The sequence below is a fragment of the Pelovirga terrestris genome (assembly GCF_014773365.1).
Classification (GTDB): Bacteria; Desulfobacterota; Desulfuromonadia; order Desulfuromonadales; family Geopsychrobacteraceae; genus Pelovirga; species Pelovirga terrestris.
Genome location: NZ_JACWUN010000001.1, coordinates 151,606 through 168,029, shown reverse-complemented (window position 1 = coordinate 168,029; position 16,424 = coordinate 151,606). Strand labels below are relative to the sequence as shown.

General features: G+C 51.2%; 16 protein-coding genes. 3 read left to right on the top strand and 13 right to left on the bottom strand.

The features are described 5' to 3' along the window. Positions 1 to 47 precede the first annotated feature (47 nt). The 10 genes from ICT70_RS00695 to rimI all read right to left on the bottom strand — a co-directional run bounded on the left by ICT70_RS00695 (position 48) and on the right by rimI (position 11,338). A complete protein-coding gene (locus ICT70_RS00695; protein WP_191153459.1) occupies positions 48 to 950 on the bottom strand; it encodes an ExeA family protein in 903 nt (300 codons plus the stop codon). Between the two features lie 40 nt (positions 951 to 990). After that, positions 991 to 3,111, bottom strand: coding sequence for a tetratricopeptide repeat protein (locus tag ICT70_RS00690; protein WP_191153458.1), 2,121 nt, complete (start codon positions 3,109 to 3,111; stop codon positions 991 to 993). A gap of 317 nt (positions 3,112 to 3,428) precedes the next feature. Then, positions 3,429 to 4,142, bottom strand: a complete 714-nt coding sequence (locus tag ICT70_RS00685; RefSeq protein ID WP_191153457.1) for a pseudouridine synthase — start codon at positions 4,140 to 4,142, stop codon at positions 3,429 to 3,431. Positions 4,143 to 4,161: 19 nt separating this feature from the next. Continuing rightward, a complete protein-coding gene (gene scpB / locus ICT70_RS00680) occupies positions 4,162 to 4,713 on the bottom strand; it encodes an SMC-Scp complex subunit ScpB (protein ID WP_191153456.1) in 552 nt (183 codons plus the stop codon). Next, positions 4,706 to 5,476, bottom strand: a complete 771-nt coding sequence (locus ICT70_RS00675; protein WP_191153455.1) for a segregation and condensation protein A — start codon at positions 5,474 to 5,476, stop codon at positions 4,706 to 4,708. The genes scpB and ICT70_RS00675 overlap by 8 nt, the downstream gene beginning before the upstream one ends. A gap of 11 nt (positions 5,477 to 5,487) precedes the next feature. Further along, positions 5,488 to 6,174 carry a site-2 protease family protein gene (locus ICT70_RS00670; RefSeq protein ID WP_191153454.1) on the bottom strand — a complete coding sequence of 229 codons (687 nt, stop codon included), beginning with the start codon at positions 6,172 to 6,174 and terminating at the stop codon, positions 5,488 to 5,490. A 72-nt stretch (positions 6,175 to 6,246) separates the two neighbouring features. After that, positions 6,247 to 8,946 (bottom strand): CBS domain-containing protein, encoded by a 2,700-nt coding sequence (locus ICT70_RS00665; RefSeq protein ID WP_191153453.1) that lies wholly within the window; start codon positions 8,944 to 8,946, stop codon positions 6,247 to 6,249. A gap of 12 nt (positions 8,947 to 8,958) precedes the next feature. Continuing rightward, on the bottom strand, positions 8,959 to 9,897 hold the full coding sequence (locus tag ICT70_RS00660) for a dihydroorotate dehydrogenase (protein ID WP_191153452.1): 939 nt from the start codon (positions 9,895 to 9,897) through the stop codon (positions 8,959 to 8,961). Further along, positions 9,894 to 10,769 (bottom strand): dihydroorotate dehydrogenase electron transfer subunit, encoded by an 876-nt coding sequence (locus ICT70_RS00655; protein ID WP_191153451.1) that lies wholly within the window; start codon positions 10,767 to 10,769, stop codon positions 9,894 to 9,896. The genes ICT70_RS00660 and ICT70_RS00655 overlap by 4 nt, the downstream gene beginning before the upstream one ends. A gap of 119 nt (positions 10,770 to 10,888) precedes the next feature. After that, positions 10,889 to 11,338: a ribosomal protein S18-alanine N-acetyltransferase gene (gene rimI, locus ICT70_RS00650; RefSeq protein ID WP_191153450.1), complete on the bottom strand. Its 450-nt coding sequence runs from the start codon at positions 11,336 to 11,338 to the stop codon at positions 10,889 to 10,891. 252 nt (positions 11,339 to 11,590) lie between these two features. Between rimI and purM the strand changes: the two genes are divergently transcribed. The 3 genes from purM (at position 11,591) to rpmB (ending at position 13,729) form a co-directional block, all read left to right on the top strand. Continuing rightward, positions 11,591 to 12,634 (top strand): phosphoribosylformylglycinamidine cyclo-ligase, encoded by a 1,044-nt coding sequence (gene purM / locus ICT70_RS00645; protein ID WP_191153449.1) that lies wholly within the window; start codon positions 11,591 to 11,593, stop codon positions 12,632 to 12,634. A gap of 15 nt (positions 12,635 to 12,649) precedes the next feature. Then, complete coding sequence (gene purN / locus ICT70_RS00640; RefSeq protein WP_191153448.1) at positions 12,650 to 13,303, top strand: phosphoribosylglycinamide formyltransferase; 654 nt, start codon at positions 12,650 to 12,652, stop codon at positions 13,301 to 13,303. Positions 13,304 to 13,537: 234 nt separating this feature from the next. Next, a complete protein-coding gene (rpmB, locus tag ICT70_RS00635) occupies positions 13,538 to 13,729 on the top strand; it encodes a 50S ribosomal protein L28 (RefSeq protein ID WP_191153447.1) in 192 nt (63 codons plus the stop codon). A 126-nt stretch (positions 13,730 to 13,855) separates the two neighbouring features. On the opposite strand, the gene ICT70_RS00630 is transcribed toward rpmB, so the two are convergent. The 3 genes from ICT70_RS00630 to xerD are packed head-to-tail and all read right to left on the bottom strand — an operon-like array spanning position 13,856 to position 16,409. Further along, positions 13,856 to 14,296, bottom strand: a complete 441-nt coding sequence (locus ICT70_RS00630; protein ID WP_191153446.1) for a DNA polymerase III subunit chi — start codon at positions 14,294 to 14,296, stop codon at positions 13,856 to 13,858. Between the two features lie 3 nt (positions 14,297 to 14,299). After that, on the bottom strand, positions 14,300 to 15,499 hold the full coding sequence (locus ICT70_RS00625; protein ID WP_191153445.1) for a cofactor-independent phosphoglycerate mutase: 1,200 nt from the start codon (positions 15,497 to 15,499) through the stop codon (positions 14,300 to 14,302). A gap of 19 nt (positions 15,500 to 15,518) precedes the next feature. Next, positions 15,519 to 16,409: a site-specific tyrosine recombinase XerD gene (gene xerD, locus ICT70_RS00620; RefSeq protein WP_191153444.1), complete on the bottom strand. Its 891-nt coding sequence runs from the start codon at positions 16,407 to 16,409 to the stop codon at positions 15,519 to 15,521. Positions 16,410 to 16,424 lie beyond the last annotated feature (15 nt).

Here is a 16,424-nt window from a genome sequence, read left to right as displayed (position 1 = left end):
CGGGAATATCCGGCCGTTGGTAGATTGATTGCTGCTGATGCCTGCCGCTATTTCTGCTCCAATTCATCAAAGACGAGCTCAAGATCATCATCGTCGGCGGCCTGATCAAAAAACAGATCAGCGGCAACCGGAGCCAGCATCTTCAACCCCAGATCTTCGACCACACTGGTGATAATCCCTTCGGTTACTTCTCTGCCATGGCGCAGATAGGTTTCAAACAAGGCATTGTCACAAATGGTATTGATCAGCCTCGGCACCCCTCCCGAATAGCTCTGAATCAGGGGGAGGGTTTCCGGCAGGAAGGGAGATTGATCACAGCCGGAGACCTTCAGGCGAAAAGCGATATAGGCGGCAGTTTCACGCGGTTCAAAAGAGGTCAGGGTGTACTTGAAAGCGACCCGTTGGGCCAGCGGTTCATCCAGCATCATCACTTCATCAAGAGCCGGCAAACCAAAGAAAATAATATTCAGGAGTTTTTTCCCGGGAATCTCCAAATTCAGCAACCCCCTGAATTCTTCCATCAGCTCACGGGTTTGCAGCATCTGCGCTTCATCGATAAGAACGACAGCTTTGCGCCCTTCTTCTTCGATCTCAATCAGTCGCTCAAAGAGCTGTTTAAGCATTTTTAACGGGGTTGGATCGGGATTCTCCACTCCCAATTGCAAACAAATGCGCGAAAGCAACCATTCCGGAGTGATATCTGAATGAATGATAACCAACAGCGAGGATTCATAGCGCTCGACCGGAAGATTATCAAGCATCCGTCGAGCCAGAGTCGTCTTGCCGGTACCAATGCCACCAACCAGGACCGCCAGCCCCTTGTCGGTATCGACAGAGTACTTTAACCGCTGTAACGCCCGACGGTGCTGTTCACTGTTAAAATAAAACTTTTCGTTAGGAGCGTTGGAAAATGGTTCCCGTTCAAAATTAAAATAGTCTGAGTAACCCATGAAACCCCCACTTTCTGTTCAACGGATCAACAACATTTTTTTATAAAAAAGAAACCCGTCTTTTTGGTGAATCCGGTTCGCTCTTCGGTGTATTTTGTGCCGGGGTAGTCGCGCTCCTGGGGGATGGATCGTCAATTATCCCCAGGCGTTGTTTCAGGGTGGCAACCTTTTCAGTCACATCGCGATACTTACTGTCCTGCGCGAGCACATTGCGGTAGCTGACCAGGGCATCATTGTGCCGTTCGGCGCGTTCATATAACAGGCCCAGTTCATAGCCAAGATTTAATTGTTGAATATCCTCAAGTTGGGGCGAAGCTAAAGCCTGTTGAAACATCTTTTCCGCGTTGGAGTAATCGCCCTTGTCAGAGTAGGTCAGCCCCTTAAGGGTCAGACAATCAACGTAGCGAAGGGGATCCTTCTGTGCTTTTTCAAATTCACTGATAGCATCGTCGTGCAGCCCCATTTCACGATAAGCGATGCCGAGATTGTAGTGAGACTCCATGTCATCAGCAGCTATCTGCTCATCGACATCTGTTTTAAAGACTTTTTTCTTGTCACCATCAATGGATTGCAGCTGATCAAGCTCAGAATCAAAATCAAAGTCCCCGAAACCAAAATCCTCTCCCTCGTCCACAACAACTTCTGTCAGAGAGTCGGGCTTCTCTAGTTGGGCATTACGCTGATCTTCAATTTCCTGAAGCTTGTGACGACATTCCTGTGACTCCGGGGCATAGGCCAGAATGTCTTGACACAACCTCGCCGCATCAGCAAACAGCCCCTGCTGCAAATAAAACTCGGCCTCCTCAAGATCCGCCTGGAGGTTTTCCCGACCGCCACTTACCGTTTTTGGCGCTTCTTCATCCAAGTCCAGATCAAACAGGGTATCATTCTCAATGTCATCTGTCGCAGACGCAACCGTCAGGTTGATATTACTGGAGACCTCCAGCTCAATAAAAGAGTCAGAGAATTCCTGGCAGGTATTGTCGGATGATTCTTCATCATCAGGCTCAAGCAGCAGATCGATGTTGTCATCTTCAAGGATGCCATAACTGAACGCACTATCCGCTGATGCGTCCTCGTCACCTTCAATATCCAGATCAACGGACCCCAGAATAGAGTCAGACAATAGATCAGAAGACTCGGTATCAATATCATCTTCACGCTCCGAGATAATATCGAGCAGCTTGCCCCCTTCGCCGGTGTGTTCGTAAATCGAATCGAGGGTTTGTATGATCGTTGTTGTATGTGGCATCTCAGAATTTAAAAACTCATAATACTCTTTGAGCTTCTCCAATCGCCCGCCCTTGAAAAAAGTATCTTTCCACTCTTCCAGTTCATTCAGGGCCAACTCATAATGCTTGTTGTCAATTTCACACTGAATGAGGGTTTCACGAATATCAAGATCGCTGGGGTCCATCTGCAACAATTGCCGACAGGTTGCAACAGCCCGGAGATAATTTCCGGATTGAGCATAACCTCTACTGATTTGACGTAGCAGATCAGGATCTGAAGGTTTATCTTTAAGAAGGGTTTCGATGATTGTTGTCCCGCGGACATAATCACCTTTTTCAAAAAACGTATGGGCGAGACCGGTTTGGAGTTGGCGATTACCTGGAAAGTGGGGCAGGAACATGGTGTAGAGTTTGAGACATTTATCAAAATCCCCTTTATCCTTCAGCACCCCGATAATCGAAATTATTTCTTCAAACCCCTCATCTTTGCGATCGTTATTGGTTAGAACTTCTGCCAGTTTGACCCGGACATTGAGATTGTCAGGATCGAGATCGCGCATTTTTTCAAGGGTTTTTATCTCATCGGCAATCAGCTGATTACGTTCATAATAGTCTACCAGGCTACGATATTCAGCCATCGCGTTACCGACCAGCCCCTGCTTCTGGTTCAGCTCGGCCAGACGACTGTAGATAGCAACCTGACTGGGGTCCAGACGCTGCATCTGTTTGTAAATAGCGATCGCCTTGAGATAAAAGCCATTACTGGAATAATAGCGGGCAATGGCTTCATACTGTTCGTAGGCTTCCGACGACTTGTTGGTGCGCACATACAGCTCAGCGAGCTTCTGCCGTGAACGGATGTCGCCCGGCTCCATCTCAACGATCTTGGCAAAATCCTTGATCGCCTTGGTGTACTGTTTTTTGCTCAAGTTTTTCTGAGCTGATTCTAGTAATTTTTCTTTATTTGTAGCCAAAAAAACCCCCACATCTCCGTTTACATTTATTGCAATTATTCAGTTGCCGTCTTTCGCGCAGGGCCTTTGGATCCTGTGGCAAGGCTTGTTATCGCCATGGACGGCGACAACAAGCGATCATGGATGCCGAAAAGCGCAATTTACCTATTTGAGTTGTTTCAAGGCACGATCATCAGCTAGATAACGATTGACAACATTGCTGAATTGCAGAAATTCCTTACACTTGTTATCACGTATAAAAAGAAAAGTAAACACTAATGAACAATTAGAAATCAACGTATTTTTTTAAGTCGGGTAATCTCTGCCGACTGCAATCGCCGATAGGTTCCCGGTCGAACACCATCAAGAGTAAGAAAGCCGAATTTGATCCTTTTTAACCGCACGACGATCAATCCGAAATATTCACACATGCGCCGCACCTGACGGTTCTTTCCTTCTTTTAAGGTCATCTCAAACCAGCAGTTACTGCCTGAGGTCCGTGCATGCTCCACCTTGACCGGTTGGGTCAAGCCATCCTCGAGCTCAATACCATTACGCATCTGGTCTGCTATGGCCACAGTCAACCGACCACGCACCTTGACCAGATAGGTTTTTTCAACTTCTTTTGCGGGGTGGGTCAAGGCGTGGGACAACTGCCCATCATTGGTTAAAAGAAGCAATCCCTCACTATTATAGTCGAGACGCCCGACCGGAAACAACCGCTCCGGCAGATCCTTGACCAGTTCGGTAACCAGGGCACGGCCTTGCGGATCGCTCAGGGAGCAGACATATCCTCTGGGCTTATTGAGGAGCAGGGTTATTTTCTGTTCCTCTTTTTTCAGAGGAACTCCATCCAGGCGGATCTGATCATTTCGCAAGTCGGCACGTTCACCAATCGTGGCAACCCGGTTGTTAATCGTAACCCGCCCCGCCCGAATCCACTCTTCAGCCTGGCGGCGAGACGCCAGGCCGGCGCGAGCTATTAACTTTTGCAAACGTTCCTGCATAATTATTCCAATCTTACGGTTATGACGATTCAAGCGGTAGTGCTTCGACCAGCTCAGGGTCAAGGGCAGCAAATTCTTTTAAGGTTGGCAGGTCATTAAGATCCTTGAGGCCAAACAGCTCAAGAAAGTAGCGACTGGTACCGTATAACAGAGGACGCCCGGGCACCTCTTTTTTCCCCAGGATCCGCAGCAGATTACGCTCTAGCAAGGTCTTCAATACCCCGCCCGAATCCACTCCACGCAGGTATTCAATTTCCGCCCGGGTTACCGGTTGTCGATAGGCGATAATTGCCAGGGTCTCTAATGCCGCAGCGGAAAGCCGTTGCACCCGCTCTTTCTGCAAACGGCGCAGCCAGGGCGCCAGGGCTGGATCGCTACGAAACTGGTAACCGCCGGCAACCTCCACCAGGCGAATACCACGGTGGCAACGGCAGTATTCTTCAGACAATCCGGCAATAACCTCTTTGATATCCAACTTATCAGCCTCAGCCAGATCAGCGAGTTTATCCAGGGTCAAGGGAAAACCGGCAACAAACAGGAAAGCCTCGATCACGGCCCGCAGCTCAGTCATAGTCGAGGGCTTCCTCGGCCGGACAGATACGCCGCAATTGGTCGGTGGTGGCTAACCGGGACAACCAGACCTCACTGAAGGTGGTTACCTGTTCAATTTTGATCATCCGCATCCGGGTTAATTCGAGCAAGGCCAAGAAGGTCACCACCAGTTCGGTCCGTTGATATCCTGACTGAAAAAAATCGCGCAGACTGATGCGTGAATGCTCGATCAAGCGGCGACTGATCATGGCAATGTAATCGGTCACCGACAGATTCTCGCGTACCACCTCGTGAAACACTTCGGTCGCGGCATGAGTCATCAGCTGGTGAAAGGCATTGGCGAGCTGGAATAGACTGATTGTCAGCTCGGTATCCTGAGGTGCATCTTCCAGCAGAAGATCGGCACCATCACCTTTGGGCAAAAAAATATCACGCTCAAGTTGCGGCAACTGATCAAATAATTCCGCGGCCTGCTTATAGCGCTGATATTCCAGCAAACGCTTGACCAGTTCCGCCCGTGGATCGTCCCCCTCTTCCTCGGCAAGCTCCTCACTGACCGGCAACAACATGCGCGACTTAATATGAATAAGTTGCGCCGCCATGACCAGAAACTCTCCGGCGACATCAAGATCAAGCTGTTTCATCTGATCAATAATCTTTAGATATTGTTCAGTAATCTCAACAATACGGATATCATAAATATCCATCTCCTGACTTTTAATCAGGTGCAGCAAAAGATCCAGCGGGCCGGAAAATTTTTCAAGCTTGATATCAACCGTCATCAAGCCCCCTGTCAGTGGCCAAACAGGAAACGCATCGCCTGCTCAACCAATACCGTTTGCTTGCCTGCCATCAACAGCACCAGAAAATTGATGATCGGAGCCAGCACCAACGACCAGAGGTTGGTAAAGAATACCAGCAGTACAATCAGAATCAGCCCGAAGGGTTCCAGTCGGGATAGCAGCGCGGCATACATATCGGGCACAAAACCCATCAGAATCCGGCCCCCGTCCAGGGGGGGGACCGGCAACAGATTGAAAACTGCAAGGAGGACATTGATATAGAGACTAAAGGCAACCATCATCTTCAGCGGTGTCAGCATCTGCATGAACACGCCGGCGTCTGCGGGAGAACCCGGTCCTAACCAGCCAAGAATTCGCAACAGCAGCGCTGAAAACAGCGCCAGCAGCAGATTGGTCAGGGGGCCTGCCAGCGCCACCCAGATCATATCCTTGCGTGGACGGCGAAAATTAGAAGGGTTGACCGGTACAGGCTTGGCCCAGCCAAAGCCAAAAATAAAAACCGCGATACTACCGATCGGATCAAGATGCTTAAACGGATTCAGGTTCAAGCGCCCCAACAGACGCGCGGTCGGATCACCAAAGCGCTCGGCCATGTAACCGTGAGAGACTTCGTGCATCATGATCGCCAGTAAAGCAGGAACCAGCATGACGGCTAATTTCGAAAGAACAGCTTCCATGAACACCTTTTACAGCGCGAAAAGTGACGTAAACCCTGCAGCAGACTTGAGGATTTCAAGGGATACGAGATACTAGTTGACTTGCGGTTTCGGGTCAACTGAAGTGTTGTGGTCAGATTGTCGATCGGCACTGAGGACATGCTGGCGAACCCAGTCAATTTCGTCGGCACGGGTTGTGATAAGACCATCCAGGCGACCAGCAAGAAGATGTCGGAAGATCGTCTGAAATTCAGGCCCCGGAGTCAAGCCCAGGCGGACCAGATCGTGACCATCGATTATCACCTGTTCGCGTCGCAGGTCGGTAACGTAGCGGGAAATCCACTGACGGCCACGCTCCTGCTCTGTGCGCGCCATCTGGTAGATTAAGGATTCTATCGCGAAAGAGGAAAACCAATGGTACAGTTCGCTGTTGGCAGGCTGGTGTTGTCGGCGCAACAGTCGCGACATTTTACGATGTAAACGAATGATCTGTGGCAATTCATCAACAATAACCGCTTTTTCATCCAGGCGCAGGGCAAACCACCGGCCCACCTTGCGCAAACCACTAACCGGCAATCGGTCAAGCAGACAGGTTAAGAAGACCAGCCAGCGGCGGCATGGCATACCGGTATAGAGCAGTTCATACCAGCTGATCGCCTGCTCGGCTGCCTTGAATAGTTTTTTGGTATCAGCATCAAAAACAATCCGCGGGTCAATGATCTGCAGCAGCCCGAATTGATTCAAACGTTCAAGCGCCGGAACAATCTGGGCTTCACTCAGAATGTGTTTTAGCTCGTTTAATATTCGCACCCCGCCAACCTTACGCACCATTTTCAACTCAACGGCACTGTGCATCAACCGTTCAGTCTGACGACCAATGTGAAAATTCAAGCGCTGTTCAAATCGGACAGCCCGGTAAAGCCGGGTTGGATCCTCAATAAAGCTCAAGTTATGCAGCACCCGAATCGATTTATCGCGCAGATCACGCTGTCCTCCATAAAAATCAAGGACCACCCCGAAATGATCAGCATTCAGGGCGACTGTCAGGGTGTTGATGGTAAAATCCCGCCGGTAAAGATCGTGACGGATTGAGGCATCCTCAACCTGCGGAAGGGTTGCCGGGCGATCGTAATATTCGATCCGTGCACTGGCAACATCGACTTTGAAACCATCAGGGAAGATGATCACAGCGGTGCCGAATTTATCATGGGCGCGGATCCTGCACGATGCCTTGGCGGCAAAGGCTTTGGCAAAAGCAATGCCATCCCCTTCGATTACCACATCGACATCAAGATTCTTTTGCCGCAACAGCAAATCCCTGACAAAACCTCCAACCAGATAGGCGCGCACCCCTGATTGATCGGCAACCGTTCCTAATTGCTGCAGCAATGTGCGTACCCTGGGTGGCAACTGGGTGGCAATATAGCGATCCAGATTTTTACGTCTTGTCTGCAAACCCCGTCGCTCCAGGTGTTGTCTCTGCCCCTCCTCCGTTGCGACGGTATTGCCAAGCATGTAGCGCAACAGGTCGGTACGGGTGACCAGACCAACCAGCTTCCCCTGGTCGACGACCGGCACGCTGCGCTGTTGATGTTCGACAATCACCCGTTGCAGTTCCTGCAATGAGGCCGTGGGTGCCACCTGTTCAAAATCGCTGTTCATGACTTCCGCCACCGGCACCTTGTGCAAGCGATGATGGGCGGCTTTTTCAACCACCTGACGGGTCAGGATCCCCCCTACCTTGCCATCGTCCCGGACGATGGGTACGGCATTAAAATTATAACGGGTCATCAGATCACGCGCTTGTTGAATCGATGCCTCAAGGGGCAGACTTTTCACCGAGCGCGACATCAGATGGCGAGCATCACAATGGGATTGAACAAAGCGCGGCAGATGCTGTTCAACCTCTTTCAGCACCTGCGCCAGAGGTTTGTCCCGCACCGTTGCCGAAGCAGCAAAAGCGTGGCCACCACCACCGAACTCCCGCAATAATTCGCCGACGTGTAGTTGGGGTACACGCGAACGGGCAATAATAAAAACGCGATCCTCCATCCGCACCACGACAATCAGGATATCAAGATTTTCAATGTCTTTAAGTTTATGGACCAGGGTTGAAATATCACCGCTGTAACTGTCGGTTGAAGCGCTGGCAATGGCAACCTGAACCCCGTTGATCGTGATTTTCTCTGTCGATTTAAGCAGATCGTTGAGCAGTTCAACCTGTTCCGGAGTCATCTCGCGTACCAGAAAATCAGCAACCACATTGAGGTTGGCACCCTGTTCGAGGAGATAAGCTGCCGCCCGGAAATCATCAGGGGTAGTGCTTGAAAACAGCAACTGCCCGGTATCCTCAAACAGACCAAGCATCATCATGGTCGCTTCATCGGCGCTCGGGGTGATATTACGTTCAATAAACACCTGGGCAAGGATGGTCGTGGTAGCACCAACATCACGAATAAGCTCGAAGGTGCCCTGCAGACTGTTTTCGTCAGCGGGATGATGGTCGTAGATATGCAGTTCAATATCAGTGCGGCGGGCGACCTCGGCCAGCGGGCCAATCCGCTGGGCACTGCGCACGTCCACCAGAATCAGGCGGGTGATTTTTGTAAGATCAATATCTTTAGGCCGTTTGATATCATAAGCATAGAGGGAACTTTCCAGAAGAAAATGCCGGAGTCCACGTTCCTGACCGCCGGGAAAAACCAGCACCGCGTCGGGATACAAACGCTTTGCCGCGATCATTGCGCCAAGACAGTCAAAGTCAGCGTTGATGTGGGTTGCTATGACATCCATGCGGGGCCCTGGTTAGACCTTCAGTGACCCAATCAGGTCATTAATGTCAGCGATACCTTCTTCCAGACAGAAGGTTTTTAATTCGGCGATAATGGTCGCCATGGCATTGGGATCAACAAAGTTGGCCGTACCAACCTGCACCGCCGTTGCCCCGACAATCAAAAATTCCAGGGCGTCCATGGCTCGCGATATACCACCGATGCCAATGACCGGCACCTTCACCACCTGTACCACCTGATGGACCAGGCGCACCGCAATGGGACGGATTGCCGGGCCGGACAGACCGCCGATGGTGTTGGCCAGGCGCGGCTGCCGGGTTTTCACATCAACCGCCATCCCGGTGAGGGTGTTGATCAGACTGATCGCATCAGCGCCTGCGTCCTCTACCGCACGGGCAGTCACCTGAATATCGGTTACGTTGGGGGTCAATTTGACAATCAACGGTTTGCTGGTCTTTTTACGTACCGCAGCAACGGTTGCAAAGGCGGCTTTAGGGTCGGTCCCGAAAACGATGCCGCCGTGTTTAACATTAGGGCAGGAGATATTCATCTCCAGACCGGCAACCCCGGGCAATTCATCAAGACGGGCAGCGACCTCGCCGTATTCTTCCTGGGTGTTGCCAAAGAAATTCACGATAACCGGGGTGTCAAACTGTTTTAAGAAAGGCATTTTATGATGGATAAACTGCTCGACACCAACATTCTGCAGTCCAATTGCATTGAGCATGCCGCCTACCGTTTCGCACACTCGCGGGGTATTGTTGCCGGCTTTGGGGTTGAGCGAAAGCCCCTTGGTAACAATGGCCCCGAGGGAATTCAGATCCAGATAGGGGGCATATTCTTCGCCGTAACCAAAGGTGCCGGATGCCGGCATGATCGGATTTTTTAAAGTTATCCCGGCAATATCCACCTGCAGGTTGACGGTTTTTTCGACCTTTTCTCTTCTTTTCATGGTTTTGCTCCACATTCACACCCATCGCCACCGGCGACATCGCTAGCGCTTTGATGGTCATCCCAGGCCAGATCACTGGCGTTGAAGACCGGCCCTACGGTACAGGTACACAGATAACTGGGTTTTTCAGTCGTATGTCCCTCCCCTTTAACCACACAGCCCAGACAGGCGCCGACCCCACAGGCCATTAATTCTTCCATGGATACCTGGAGATGAACCCCTTTGTCGCGACAGATTTTTTCCACTGCCCGGATCATCGGCATCGGACCGCAGGCAAAAACCTTTGCCTGCGGTTTTTGTTCCATCCGTTGTTCCAGCACTTTCGTCACCAGCCCCCTATCACCAAGGCTGCCATCTTCAGTCGATACAAACGTTCTAACGCCCAGTCGCTCAAATTCCGTCACGGTGATAATGTCATCACGGCAGCGACCACCGATCAGGACCTCCGCCCGTGATGGCTCAGCTATACTCTCGGCGAGCATGTACAGGGGCACCAGACCAATGCCACCACCGACCAGAATGCTGTCGCCGGACGTCAAGTTCAAGTCGAAGCCGCTACCCAAGGGGCCGAGCAGTTCAACAGGGTCACCGTAGTGCAACCCCTGCATGATCTCGGTACCACTGCCGACCACCTTATAGATAATCTCGATAAATTCCTTTGGCGGCATGGTATCGCAATCGGCCGGCATGAATCCGGCACGAAAAATGCCGAAAGGACGACGCAATAAGGGGAGAAGAGCGCGCTGCACACGAAACATGACAAATTGCCCCGGTCTGGCTAAGCGGGTATAGTCCGGTGCCAGAATCCGCATGCGGAAATAACCCGGCGAAACTTCCTGGTTAGACAAAACGATGGTCTTGTGATTTTTCATAGAGTCTCCAATAACTGTTTCACCACCCCGCCAAGGGAGTGAATATCCTCAATCTGTTACTTAGTGTTCATCCGGAAACGCTGGACAAACAAAACATAATGCAGCTTCCGAACTGGAAACTACGTAAATTTCCGGCCCAACAACAAGGCATCTTCCCCATCCTGATAATATTTTTTGCGCCGCCCCTGTAGTTTAAAGCCGCAAGCCTGATAAAGATTGATTGCCGCCTGATTGTTTTCCCGTACCTCCAGCCAGGCCGCCAGGAGTCCCTGTTGCTGACTCCGCTCAATAACATAGGTGAGCAATGCCTGACCTATACCACAACGCCGATAATGCGGCGAGGTCGCCAGATTCTGGATCTGCAACTCCCCGCAGATCAACCACGAGCAGAGATAACCGGCAAGTTGATGATCAACCACCGCCACGTCAAGCGCAGCAATCGGGTTATCCAGTTCATCAACAAACTGCCGGCGACTCCAGGGAAAGCGATAACATTCTTGTTCAATGGCCAACAGTACGTCAATATCCCTCCGGGTTGCCGCCCTGATCGTCATATCTTGGTTGATCATCACCTCTCCCATGCTGACGGATCTGCTAAAAACGCTGGTAGAATATAGAAGCTGCGCACCAGAATACAGAAAAATGTTTGTTTTGTTTATTTATAGGTAATGGGTAGTCGGTAGTGGGTAGTCGGTAGTGGGTAGTCGGCAGCTGAGATTGACATCACTTCCCATTAGCTACTACCCAATCCCCATTACCTGATTGACAAGGATGGTCGGTAATGCTGTAATGCCGCGCGTCTCAAGCAAGGAGTCAGATCAATGAGCCATAAAACCCCCATGACCTACAAGGATGCCGGTGTTGACATTGCGGCCGGCAATGAATTTGTCAACCAGATCAAACCCCTGGTCAAGCAGACATCGCGGCCGGAAGTTGTTGCCGATATCGGTGGATTTGGTGGCCTGTTTGCATTGAATGCAACAAAATACCAGCGTCCGGTGCTGGTTGCAGCAACTGATGGGGTTGGCACCAAACTGATGCTCGCCTTTATGATGAACCAGCATGAAACCGTGGGTATCGATCTGGTCGCCATGTGCGTTAATGATATTATTGTTCAGGGCGCTGAACCCCTGTTTTTTCTCGATTACTTTGCCACCGGAAAATTAACCCAGGCACAGGCGGTAGAGGTTATCAAAGGAATCACGGAAGGCTGCAAACAAGCCGGCTGTGCCCTGCTTGGCGGAGAAACGGCAGAAATGCCCGGTATGTATAAAAGTGGTGAATACGATCTGGCCGGCTTTGCGGTTGGAGTAGTCGACCAGGACCAGATCATAGACGGATCCACTATTACCAGCGGCGATCAGATTATCGGCATTGCCTCCAGCGGTCTGCATTCCAACGGATACTCTCTGGCCCGCAAAATCCTGCTTGAATCGCTCAAACTTGACCTTGCTGCCACTCCTGCCGGGCTGGATCGCCCCTTAGGTGAGGTCCTCCTTACTCCGACCCGGATTTACGTTAAAAGCATTCTCAGTCTGCTCCAGAATTTTCAGCTCAAAGGAATTGCCCATATCACCGGCGGCGGCCTGCTCGAAAACATTCCTCGGGTGCTGCCGCAGCACTGCAAAGCCGTGCTCAACGCGAACAGCTGGGACAAGCCGGCCATTTTTGACTTGCTGCGGCTAGGAGGCAATGTCCCGCTTGAAGAAATGTACCGCACGTTTAATTATGGAATCGGCATGGTTCTCGTTGTACCCCAGGAACAAACCGACCACATCCTGCAACGTCTGTCAACGCTGGGTGAAACCGCCTGGCATATTGGTCATATTGCTGATGCTGACACCGCCTGTGTCGATATCCTGTAGCAACGGAAGTCTTCAGTGAAAAAGCCTTTTCGCATAGCGGTCCTGGCCTCCGGCGGGGGTACCAACCTGCAGTCGATTATCGATCAACAGCAATGTGGCAGGCTGCCTGTTGATGTCACTCTGGTGATCAGCAATAATCCCGGCGCCGGGGCCCTGGTTCGTGCGCAGCAGGCCGGCATCAATACCTTGTGCATCAACCACCGCAATTATCCCAATCGAGAAGATTTTGATCGGGAGCTGGTAAATGCCTTGCAGCAAGCGGACATTGATCTGATCGTTCTGGCCGGATTTATGCGAATTCTTACCCCGGTCATGTTGCAAGCTTTTCCGCAACGGATCATCAATATTCATCCAGCCCTGTTGCCCGCTTTTCCCGGTCTTGACGTGCAGCAGCAGGCGATTGATTATGGTGCGCGCTTCTCCGGTTGTACGGTCCACTTTGTTGACGCCGGGGTGGATACCGGGCCTATTATCATTCAGGCGGTGGTGCCGATCTTACCCGATGATTCAGCTGCAACCCTGGCAGAACGTATCCTCGAACAGGAACACCGCATCTATCCACAGGCGATTCAGTGGTTGGCCGAGGGGCGGGTGAAGATTGAGGGGCGCAACGTGCTGATCGCTAACACCAGCGGCGACAAAACTGCTCTTGTTAATCCGACTAACTGAGATCAGCGACCCTTTTTAGCACCCGTGCGCATCGCTCACTAGAGCCACTGAGAATACAGAAAACCTGTTTTTTATGAATTCCTCTGGATTTTAGAGGTACTTTTTAACGGCCTGGATTGCTGGCATGTAATACGGAAATATGCAGTTTTTTTAGCATAACGCGCTTAAAATAATTGCATCTATTGAAGATCTGTGTTAGTTAATCGCGTTCGAAACTTTCAGGAGGATAACGAGATGTCTAAAGAATGTGGAATTTGCGGTAAAAAGCCGATTACCGGAAACAACGTCAGTCACGCGCACAACAAAACCCGCACGGTGTGGAATCCAAACCTGCAGAAAGTCCGGGCGCAACACGAAGGTTCCATCAAAACCATGAAGGTCTGTACCCGCTGTATCCGTTCCGGCAAGGTTCAAAAGGTCGTTTAATACGCACCTTTTTTAGCGCTACACGACAAAAAGGGATGACCGTTGCCGGTCATCCCTTTTTGTCGTGTAGCATTCTGAAAACAACCCCATTTACCAACTAAAAACAGCTGCCCGCTAATATATCGTTCAGGTGTCGGTTGCAGGTGGTTCCAGTTGTGGATCGAACCCCTGTTGGCGGAACAGACGAAACCGTTCCCGCGCTGCTTCAGCCAGGTGCGGATCATAGGTTTCGGCAAAATCATAAATCTGCTGAAAATTTTTTAAAAAGTCCGGTGAGCAGGGAGTGGCACAGATCAACACCGTGGCCCTGTTGGGATTAAACTCAACCGTTGAAATAACTACCGCGTCATCACAGAACTCGCCGACGGTACTCATCACCTTATGGGGCAAAAAGGAATCTTTTTTCCAGGCCCACAAATAACGATCAAGGGCCGTAGCCATGACATCATCAGCAACAACCACCACCACACGCTGACCACGGCTGAAATGCATTTCCGTGAGGCGAGCGATATGCAGGGCTTTTTCCTGCCGTGCCAGTCGAACAAAAAAAATAGCCGGCAGAGTCATTACTTAAGGACGATCAAGCAAGAGATTCATCAGTTCATGCCCGTTAACCTTGTATCCGGTTTTGGCTGCTTCTTGTTCAGAATAGGCACGTGCTGAAGAAGCGAAATCACAGCGTGAATCGTAGAGGACAAAAGGAACAGGATTACGGGTGTGGGTGCGTTTGGCAATCGGGGTGGGATGGTCAGGTGTGACCAGGATCCGGCAGTCTCCGATTTGCTCGAGACTATTGATGATCGTGCCGACAACCTCACGATCAAAATGTTCTATCGCTTCAATCTTTTCTTTCAATAAGCCCCCATGGGCAGCTTCATCCGGGGCCTCAACATGGAGATAGACAAAGTCACGGCTTTTCAACGCGTCAATAGCATATTCGGCCTTGCCACGATAATTGGTATCAATGTAACCGGTAGCTCCGGGTACCTGAATGATATCAAGGCCGGCGTTGACCCCGATGCCGCGAATCAGATCGACGGCAGAAATGACGGCGCCACTCAAGCCATAGCGCTGCTGATAGGTCTCCATGGTCGGGCGGCGGCCATGACCCCACAGCCAGATGGAGTTTGCCGGCAACTGTCGCTGCGCGACGCGGCGATTGTTGACCGGATGGTCGAGCAGGAGCATCTGGGCTGAATTCATCAGATCGTGAAGGATAGCTGCCCCCTCCCCTTGCGGCAGATGATCTTCGATGCTTTGGGTTGAAATATCGTGGGGAGGAGTAAATTTTAGCTGATCTTTACCATTTTTCCAGACCATCAGGTGACGGTAGGAAACCCCAGGGTAGAAATGGAACTCATCACCGCCCAGTTCACCATGCAGGCACTGAATCAGCTCAGTGGCCTCTTCGGTACTGATATGACCGGCAGAAAAATCGCCCATGTAGATTTTACCAAAATGGGCTTCCAGCCAGACAAAGTTCAGGCGAAATGCCACATCGTCCGGCCCCAGCTCAACGCCCATGCTGGCGGCCTCCAGGGGTGAACGGCCGGAATAACAGTCCGCCGGGTTGTAACCGAACACTGACAAATTGGCGACATCACTGCCGGGCGGATAACCGTCCGGGACAGTTGCTGCCAGCCCAACCTGACCCTTACGGCATAGCTGATCCATGTTAGGTGTGTGTGCGGCCTCCAGAGGCGTTTTTCCATCGAGTTCCGTCATTGGTTCATCGGCCATGCCGTCGCCGAGGAGAATAATGTATTTCATGCTTTATCCTGTCGTCTGGTCATCCGCGCGGGTGAAACTGCTGATGCACCTGCTTCAGGCGCTCCTGGATGACATGGGTGTAAATCTGGGTGGTTGACACATCCGCATGACCGAGCATCGCCTGGACCGCGCGTAAGTCTGCCCCGTTTTCAAGAAGATGGGTAGCAAAAGAATGGCGCAACAGGTGCGGATAGACGGTTTTGTTGATACCCGCGCAAAGCGCATAGCCTTTGAGTTTTTTCCAGAACCCCTGGCGACTTAATTTGTCGCCGCGGGTATTTAAAAAAACCTCCTGGCGCGACTTGCCCTTCTTTATCAGGGGCCTGACATTCTGCAAATAATCGTTGAGAAATTCAAGGGCAACTTCACCTAAAGGGATTAAGCGTTGTTTTGACCCCTTCCCCATGACGTTTACACAACCGATGTCGAGCTTCAAATCTGCCAGGCGCAGATCGGTTATCTCACTGACCCGCATACCGGTGGCGTAGAGGACCTCCAGCATCGTTCGATCCCGGCGAGCAACCAGGGTGTCAGCGCGTGGTGTTTCCAGCAGCGCCTCAACCTCAACCGTGCTGAGCAGGTGCGGCAATGGTGATCGGGTTCTTGGTGCATCAATGCGCGTGGTAGGGTCTAACGGTGCATGCCCCTCACGTAACAGAAACCGATGAAAATGCCGCAGGGTGCTTAATACGCGAGCCCGACTGCGAGGGGCCAACCCCTGTTCCCGTAAATGGGTGAGAAAACCAACAATCATCAACGGCTCAATATCTCCGGGTTTTTCAACCTGTTCAGAACGACACAGGTATTCACTATACGCGGCAAGGTCACGCGCATAGGCAGATATGGTATTGGCAGCCAGCCCTTTTTCGACACTGATGAAATTCAGAAAATGATCAACACAAGTATTCATTGTCAGTGGGTCACT

What these genes read in the sequence shown, in the direction of transcription:
- ICT70_RS00695 (WP_191153459.1), bottom strand. Translation starts at nt 950, where the DNA reads ATGGGTTACTCAGACTATTTTAATTTTGAACGGGAACCATTTTCCAAC.
- ICT70_RS00685 (WP_191153457.1), bottom strand. Translation starts at nt 4,142, where the DNA reads ATGCAGGAACGTTTGCAAAAGTTAATAGCTCGCGCCGGCCTGGCGTCT.
- scpB (WP_191153456.1), bottom strand. Translation starts at nt 4,713, where the DNA reads ATGACTGAGCTGCGGGCCGTGATCGAGGCTTTCCTGTTTGTTGCCGGT.
- ICT70_RS00675 (WP_191153455.1), bottom strand. Translation starts at nt 5,476, where the DNA reads ATGACGGTTGATATCAAGCTTGAAAAATTTTCCGGCCCGCTGGATCTT.
- ICT70_RS00670 (WP_191153454.1), bottom strand. Translation starts at nt 6,174, where the DNA reads ATGGAAGCTGTTCTTTCGAAATTAGCCGTCATGCTGGTTCCTGCTTTA.
- ICT70_RS00665 (WP_191153453.1), bottom strand. Translation starts at nt 8,946, where the DNA reads ATGGATGTCATAGCAACCCACATCAACGCTGACTTTGACTGTCTTGGC.
- ICT70_RS00660 (WP_191153452.1), bottom strand. Translation starts at nt 9,897, where the DNA reads ATGAAAAGAAGAGAAAAGGTCGAAAAAACCGTCAACCTGCAGGTGGAT.
- ICT70_RS00655 (WP_191153451.1), bottom strand. Translation starts at nt 10,769, where the DNA reads ATGAAAAATCACAAGACCATCGTTTTGTCTAACCAGGAAGTTTCGCCG.
- rimI (WP_191153450.1), bottom strand. Translation starts at nt 11,338, where the DNA reads ATGATCAACCAAGATATGACGATCAGGGCGGCAACCCGGAGGGATATT.
- purM (WP_191153449.1), top strand. Translation starts at nt 11,591, where the DNA reads ATGAGCCATAAAACCCCCATGACCTACAAGGATGCCGGTGTTGACATT.
- rpmB (WP_191153447.1), top strand. Translation starts at nt 13,538, where the DNA reads ATGTCTAAAGAATGTGGAATTTGCGGTAAAAAGCCGATTACCGGAAAC.
- ICT70_RS00630 (WP_191153446.1), bottom strand. Translation starts at nt 14,296, where the DNA reads ATGACTCTGCCGGCTATTTTTTTTGTTCGACTGGCACGGCAGGAAAAA.
- ICT70_RS00625 (WP_191153445.1), bottom strand. Translation starts at nt 15,499, where the DNA reads ATGAAATACATTATTCTCCTCGGCGACGGCATGGCCGATGAACCAATG.
- xerD (WP_191153444.1), bottom strand. Translation starts at nt 16,409, where the DNA reads ATGAATACTTGTGTTGATCATTTTCTGAATTTCATCAGTGTCGAAAAA.